The 5,775-nt window shown below is 45.2% G+C and carries 4 protein-coding genes; 3 read left to right on the top strand and 1 reads right to left on the bottom strand.

Annotation, left to right across the window (positions count from 1 at the left end; genetic code table 11):
• On the bottom strand, positions 1–872 hold an 872-nt coding region (locus ACJ751_RS06380), incomplete at its 3' end, for a helix-turn-helix domain-containing protein (protein WP_407744541.1).
• Positions 873–1,160: 288 nt separating this feature from the next.
• Between ACJ751_RS06380 and ACJ751_RS06375 the strand changes: the two genes are divergently transcribed.
• The 3 genes from ACJ751_RS06375 to ACJ751_RS06365 form a co-directional block, all read left to right on the top strand.
• Positions 1,161–3,479, top strand: coding sequence for a hypothetical protein (locus tag ACJ751_RS06375; protein ID WP_407744540.1), 2,319 nt, complete (start codon positions 1,161–1,163; stop codon positions 3,477–3,479).
• Between the two features lie 10 nt (positions 3,480–3,489).
• Positions 3,490–4,578: a hypothetical protein gene (locus ACJ751_RS06370; RefSeq protein ID WP_407744539.1), complete on the top strand. Its 1,089-nt coding sequence runs from the start codon at positions 3,490–3,492 to the stop codon at positions 4,576–4,578.
• 26 nt (positions 4,579–4,604) lie between these two features.
• On the top strand, positions 4,605–5,775 hold a 1,171-nt coding region (locus tag ACJ751_RS06365; protein ID WP_407744538.1), incomplete at its 3' end, for a hypothetical protein.

Genomic DNA, 5,775 nt, shown 5'->3' with positions numbered 1-5,775 from the left:
CGTTCGCCTACATTGCCATGTTTGCTTCGGAAGTCTTTTGGCGTTAGTCCTTTTTGACGTTTAAAGGTGCGGTTGAAATTGGAGATATTGGTAAAGCCGCAGGCGGCGGCAATGTCAGCAATAGAATCTTTAGTATCGATTAGCAGGCGGGCGGCATGACCCAGGCGGATGTCGTTCAGAAAATCGACAAAGTTCACCCCCGTTTTTGTTTTAAAGAAACGGCTGAAGGCAGTCTCGGCCATGTTCACCAGCGTGGCCGCTTCTGCCAGTCGAACCGGGCGGTTGAAGTTAGCGTTCATGAACTCGATCAGTTTTTCCATGCGCACACTATCCATATAAATATAATCGGCGTTGTAGATCTTCTCGCCCGACAAATAACGCGCGTCCGGAGCGATGGCCAATTCGTTCAGGATGATCATCAGCTCCACCAGCGAATCAAAACCCGTTTTATGTTCCAGTGCTTTGATGCGCGGCGCCACGCGTTGTATCGTTTCTTTTGAGAACAAGATGCCTTTGATGGATTGTTCAAACAGGTCGCGGATGGAACCAAGCTGCGTTCTTTTCAACATGGTTTCATGAAACAGGTCGCGGTGAAATTGAATGGTGACCTCGAAGATCTGAGCGCTCTGGCATTTGTGGGTGAACCAGGCATGCGGAATATTAGGGCCCACCAGCACCAGTTCCAGGTCATCGATCTCCTCCATACTATCGCCCACCACCCGTTTCACCCCTTTGGCATTTTCAATAAAGTTCAATTCATATTCCTCATGAAAATGCAGGGGGAAATCGAATTCCGTTTTGTACCTGGCAAACAACGAGAAGCAGTCCGACTTGGTCAATGGGGGCGCTTCTTTGAGAATTGATCTGGACATGGTACTAAGTTAATATTATTTTTTAACCTGCATAAGAGGCCCTGCACGAATATGGTCCGAATCGACGCGCTTTTACGCAAAAACTGCACGGTTATAAAATTAAGTTGGTGGTACTGATTTTTTATTTAACTTGAATCATATTCGTTTTTGACCATAACAACCAAACCTTTTTCTTATGTCGATAACCTTAACTAACTACAAACCTCCCCACGTTCCTCTTACCAATACATTTCTTCCCGAAAGAATTTAGCGATTGTAACATATTATAAGTTAGTAAACCAAAACGGGGTGCTAAAACTGCTGACCATATCAGTCATAGGCTGGTGCATGTCTGCTGGTTCAATTGCTTATGCCAATAACATCCGGCATTTGAATGGGCGGAATGAACAAAAGATTGCCTGCGATACCTTTCCTGCACGCGAACGCTTGCGAGCCGTTGGAATATCAGGTGTAAGTAACCGGTATGATGTATTTTATATTGGTATACCTGAAACGAACGGAGCCAGTGAGAATGTAACAGTAGCACAACAACCGGTTGAAAACAGACGCGTACCATTACTTAAGATCACTGGTAATATATTATATGATGTCAATTACCGGTCGCGTATAGATACGCCTTACGCCGAAAAAAACGTGTATCAACATACGGTTCAAACAAGACTCGATCTGGTGTATAAAGAACGGTATCCCTTTAAATTATATGTTACCACCCGTTTCAGCAATTCTTCCTTATTCAGAAAGTATACGGATCTTAATTTTCAATTCAATCAATCGGAATTTAAACGGAATATAAAAGAAAGGCTGTGGAATTCGGTTCAATCGTACCTGGCTTCCAAATCGGGCAAATTGGATTCGCTGAAGCGGTTGATAGAGACAAAGAAAAAAACGATTGGTAACCTCAGTCAATCCTTACAGGCGCCCGATGTTACCCAGAAGATGGTGGAAGAGAGGGAAAAAGAACTGTTGAGCAAGCGTTCCGGAACAGGCTCACACAACCAACATTTGCCTGTAGATAAAGTAGATAGTTTAAAGGAAAGAGTAAGCGATGTAAAGGATAAAATAATTGAGGAAGCAGGAAAAATAGATCAGTATAAAGACAGTATTACTGCTAAAAAACAACAACTCGATAGCCTGCGTACTGAATTGGAGGCTATTGAGAATCTGTACCGGAAATTAAAGCTGAATGATGAACTTAATCTGGCTGCAGTAAAAAAGCAAATAGAGAGTGGAAATGATCTGACGGCGCTGGCAGCACATTTACAGCAATTAAATGTTCCCGATACTGTATTGCCAAAAGGCTATAAAACATTGTCGAGTTTACAAACGCTGAGCATTGGCAGAAGTACGGCCGATTATACCGAGCTGTCTGTAAGAAATGTGAGTATTACCGGGTTACAGGTAGAATTCAATCCCCGCTATTATTATGCCCTGGCAGTTGGTAAAGTTGATTACCGTTTCCGGGATTATATTGTTCCCAATGGCGTGCGCTCAAATCAGTATGTAGCATTGGCCCGGTTTGGAAAGGGAATGAAAAATGGCAATCACCTCTATCTGACTTATTACACCGGAAAACGCCAGTTTTTTAACGCGTCCATTGCATCACAGGCAGGCGGTAGCATCCCCGAATATAAACTGGCCGGTGTTACGCTGGAAGGGCAATACCGCCTCAACAAAAATATTACGCTGATTGGCGAAGTGGCCAAATCCACTATGCCGTATTACAGTGTAGACAGTTTACAGCGAAAGAGCTGGATGAATGCCGTTTCCAATTTTAATGAGCGAAGTAACGAAGCCGTTGCATTTAATTTGCTTTCTTACTTTCCTAAAACCCGTACCCGCTTTACCGGTAATCTTCGGTATACAGGCGCCAATTTTCAATCGTTCAGCTCCTTTACAACCGGGGCTTCGCAATTAAAATGGCTGGGCAGGCTGGAGCAACCGCTGTTTAAAAAGCAGTTGACCTTTGTAACCTCTCTTCAGCAAAACGATTATAACAATCCATTTTTAGCAACTACCTATAAAAGTTCTTCTTTACTGGCAAGTATACAGGCAACCGCGCGCATAAAAAAATGGCCGGTACTTTCTGCAGGATATTATCCTTCTTACCAGCTTATCAAAACGGGCGATGATCAATACACCGAAACAAGATATTATATAATGACGGGCAGTGCCGGGTATTATTATAATATTAAAGAAACCCAGTTAAGCACCTATGCAGTATATAGCCGGTTTTATAACGAAATGTCCGACTCAGGTTTTGTGTATTACAATTCAAAGAATCTTTTACTCAGCCAGAACGCTGCATTCGGCCGGTTCTCATTAATGCTCAATGCGTCGCTGAGCACCAGCACCGAGTACGATATGTATACCCTGGAGAATAATGTACAGGTGGCTGTTAGCAAGATTGTCTCTGTGGGCGCAGGCGCCAAAATGATCCGGTATAGTTTGTTACCGGAAAAGCAATGGGGATACAATGCCAGCCTTACCCTGAGAATTCCGCGGTTGGGTGATATTCAACTGATGATCGATAAAGGTTTTTTGCCGGGCTTGAACAGGCAACTCACGGAAAATAGGGTAGGGAGACTTACTTATTATAAAACTTTTTAAACAGGAGCATATGTACAGGCGATTATTATCTGTAATGTTATTCGTGCTGTTAGCCCTTGCAGGCAATGCGCAGGTGTCGGTCTCCGTGCAGGAACCGCCCGCAGGCATCGTACAGAAAAAACAGTTATGGAATCTCTCGTTGATTTATTCCGGTAACAATCCGGTCAGTGTGATGATCGGGCTCACACTGGTAGACCTGGCAGACAACCAACCTGTCCTTACGGCCTATACCCGGCCTGTTACGCTCGTCAAAGGAGTAAAACAGCTCAAAGCAGCCGATATTGAACCGATAGACTACCAGTATTTTTCACCGGCATTCGGCAGGTTGGGTGATGCCTTGCTGCCGATTGGAAATTTCCAGGCCTGTTACACGGTTTATACAGATGCCAAAATAGAAAACCAGGTTTTATCTGAAAACTGCATTTCCATTGAAGTACAGCCGCTGAGTCCGCCTCAGCTTACCATGCCAACAGACTCCGCCTTGATACAACAACCCTGGCCGCAATTCAGTTGGTTGCCGCCTGCACCGGTTACCTTGTTCAATGACCTGAATTATGATTTGCTGGTAACAGAAGTGAGAAGCGATCAAACAGCAGGGGCCGCCATTCAGGAAAATATGCCGGTTTATAACATGCGCCGGTTAACCACATTAATAAATAATTATCCATCTTCTGCAAAGCGGCTCGATACGGGAAAGGTATATGCCTGGCGGGTGATTGCAAAAAATGGCGAAAACTATGCCGCCCAAAGCGATGTATGGACGTTCAGGGTTACGCAGGAACAACCTGAAAAGCCTGCCCGCTTCAGTGGCGCCTATATAGAAGTAAAACAGGGAAGTGATTATACGGCTACGGTTACTGTGTCTGATAATATGTTTGGCGTAAAGTTCTATTCCTACGAAAAAGGCCATGAATCGGTGATCCGGTTTATGGATGAGAAGGGAGAAGTGATCAAAGATATAAAGAAAACGATTGACTATGGTAACAACCTGATGGTGTTCAAACTCGATCAGGCATTCAAAAAAGACGTTACCTATTTTATAGATATCACCGATCTGCAGATGTCGCACTACCGCGCATCATTCAGAATGGCAAACTAAAATACAAACCAGTTTTATACAGCTATATGATTTCACAATTAGCCAGTCAACACTGCAAAAAGATCGCCGGATTCTTTGGGTTTATCTTTCTGGTATCAATTGTATTGCCGGGGCGGGCAGCCTTTGCACCCGCTTATTCATGGAAGTATGGTGCTACCGGCAGTTACAATCCGCGCCCTGTTCCTGCTTTTGTTTCCAGGCCTGAAATTACCAGGACTGTTTCCAAAAAAACGGAAACAAAGAAGACTGCCAACCGGCCAAAGCAGCGCAATTTTATCGGTGGTCCCAGCCAGCCGGAAATGTCATCCTTCCGGTCGGTAAGCGCCGATAAGCTGGTGAATTTGTTTACCGGTGATTTCAGTTATAACATTCCATTGCTGGATGTAGGTGGTTACCCGGTTAATATTTATTACGATGGCGGGGTATCAGCTGAACAGGAAGCCAGTTGGGTGGGGTTGGGCTGGAACATCAACCCCGGTAATGTGAACCGGAATATGCGGGGTATCCCGGATGATTTTAACGGGACCGAAGTACTCGAGCAAACGCAAAAAATGAAAGCCAATAAAACCTGGGGACTTGGTATCGGCGGTGATGCGGAATGGTTAGGAATCAAGGTGCCGGTAACGCTTGAACTGGGCGTTGCATTTAATAACTACCTGGGGCCCTCGCTCAATGCGGGTATCCGGGGAAGTGTATCCTTATTCAATGTAGCGATGTTCGGGGGTAGCGAAAAGTTTGCTGCCAACCTGGGCGCCACGTTGAACTATGGCATGGAGGTAAACTCAAGATCCGGTACTTCATTTTCCGGTAAAGTGTCGTTGGGTGCCGGTGCGGCATACAATGCGAACAAACTGTCTTTCGGCGGGGGGCTGGGAACCGACTACAATTCGCGTACGGGAATAAAAGCGTTGCAGCTCAGTGAACAGGTGCACCTCAGCAACGACCAGGTACGCAATAACCTCATCTCGATGGCCTACCTGTCAAAAGGAGTAGGCGGTAAGTTCTCCACCACCATCAGTTTTGTGAAACCATCTTATTGTCCTTTCATTCGTCCACCCATGACCAATACAGCCTGGTCGGGGCGGGTGCAGATTGGCGCCGGATCCTATGGACTTGCCTTTGATGTGGAAGCGGAAGTGTACGGACAGAAATCAGAAATCGCATCAGCCGATACCCTGCAGAAAAAACCGATGGTGG

The sequence above is a fragment of the Niastella sp. genome (assembly GCF_045805085.1).
Taxonomy (GTDB): Bacteria; Bacteroidota; Bacteroidia; order Chitinophagales; family Chitinophagaceae; genus Niastella.
The sequence above is the reverse complement of the archived record's forward strand: the minus strand, read 5'-3'. Positions and strand labels throughout refer to the sequence as shown.

Bases quoted from the DNA above. Each gene is read 5' to 3' on its own strand.
- ACJ751_RS06370 (WP_407744539.1), top strand. From the start codon at position 3,490: ATGTACAGGCGATTATTATCTGTAATGTTATTCGTGCTGTTAGCCCTT.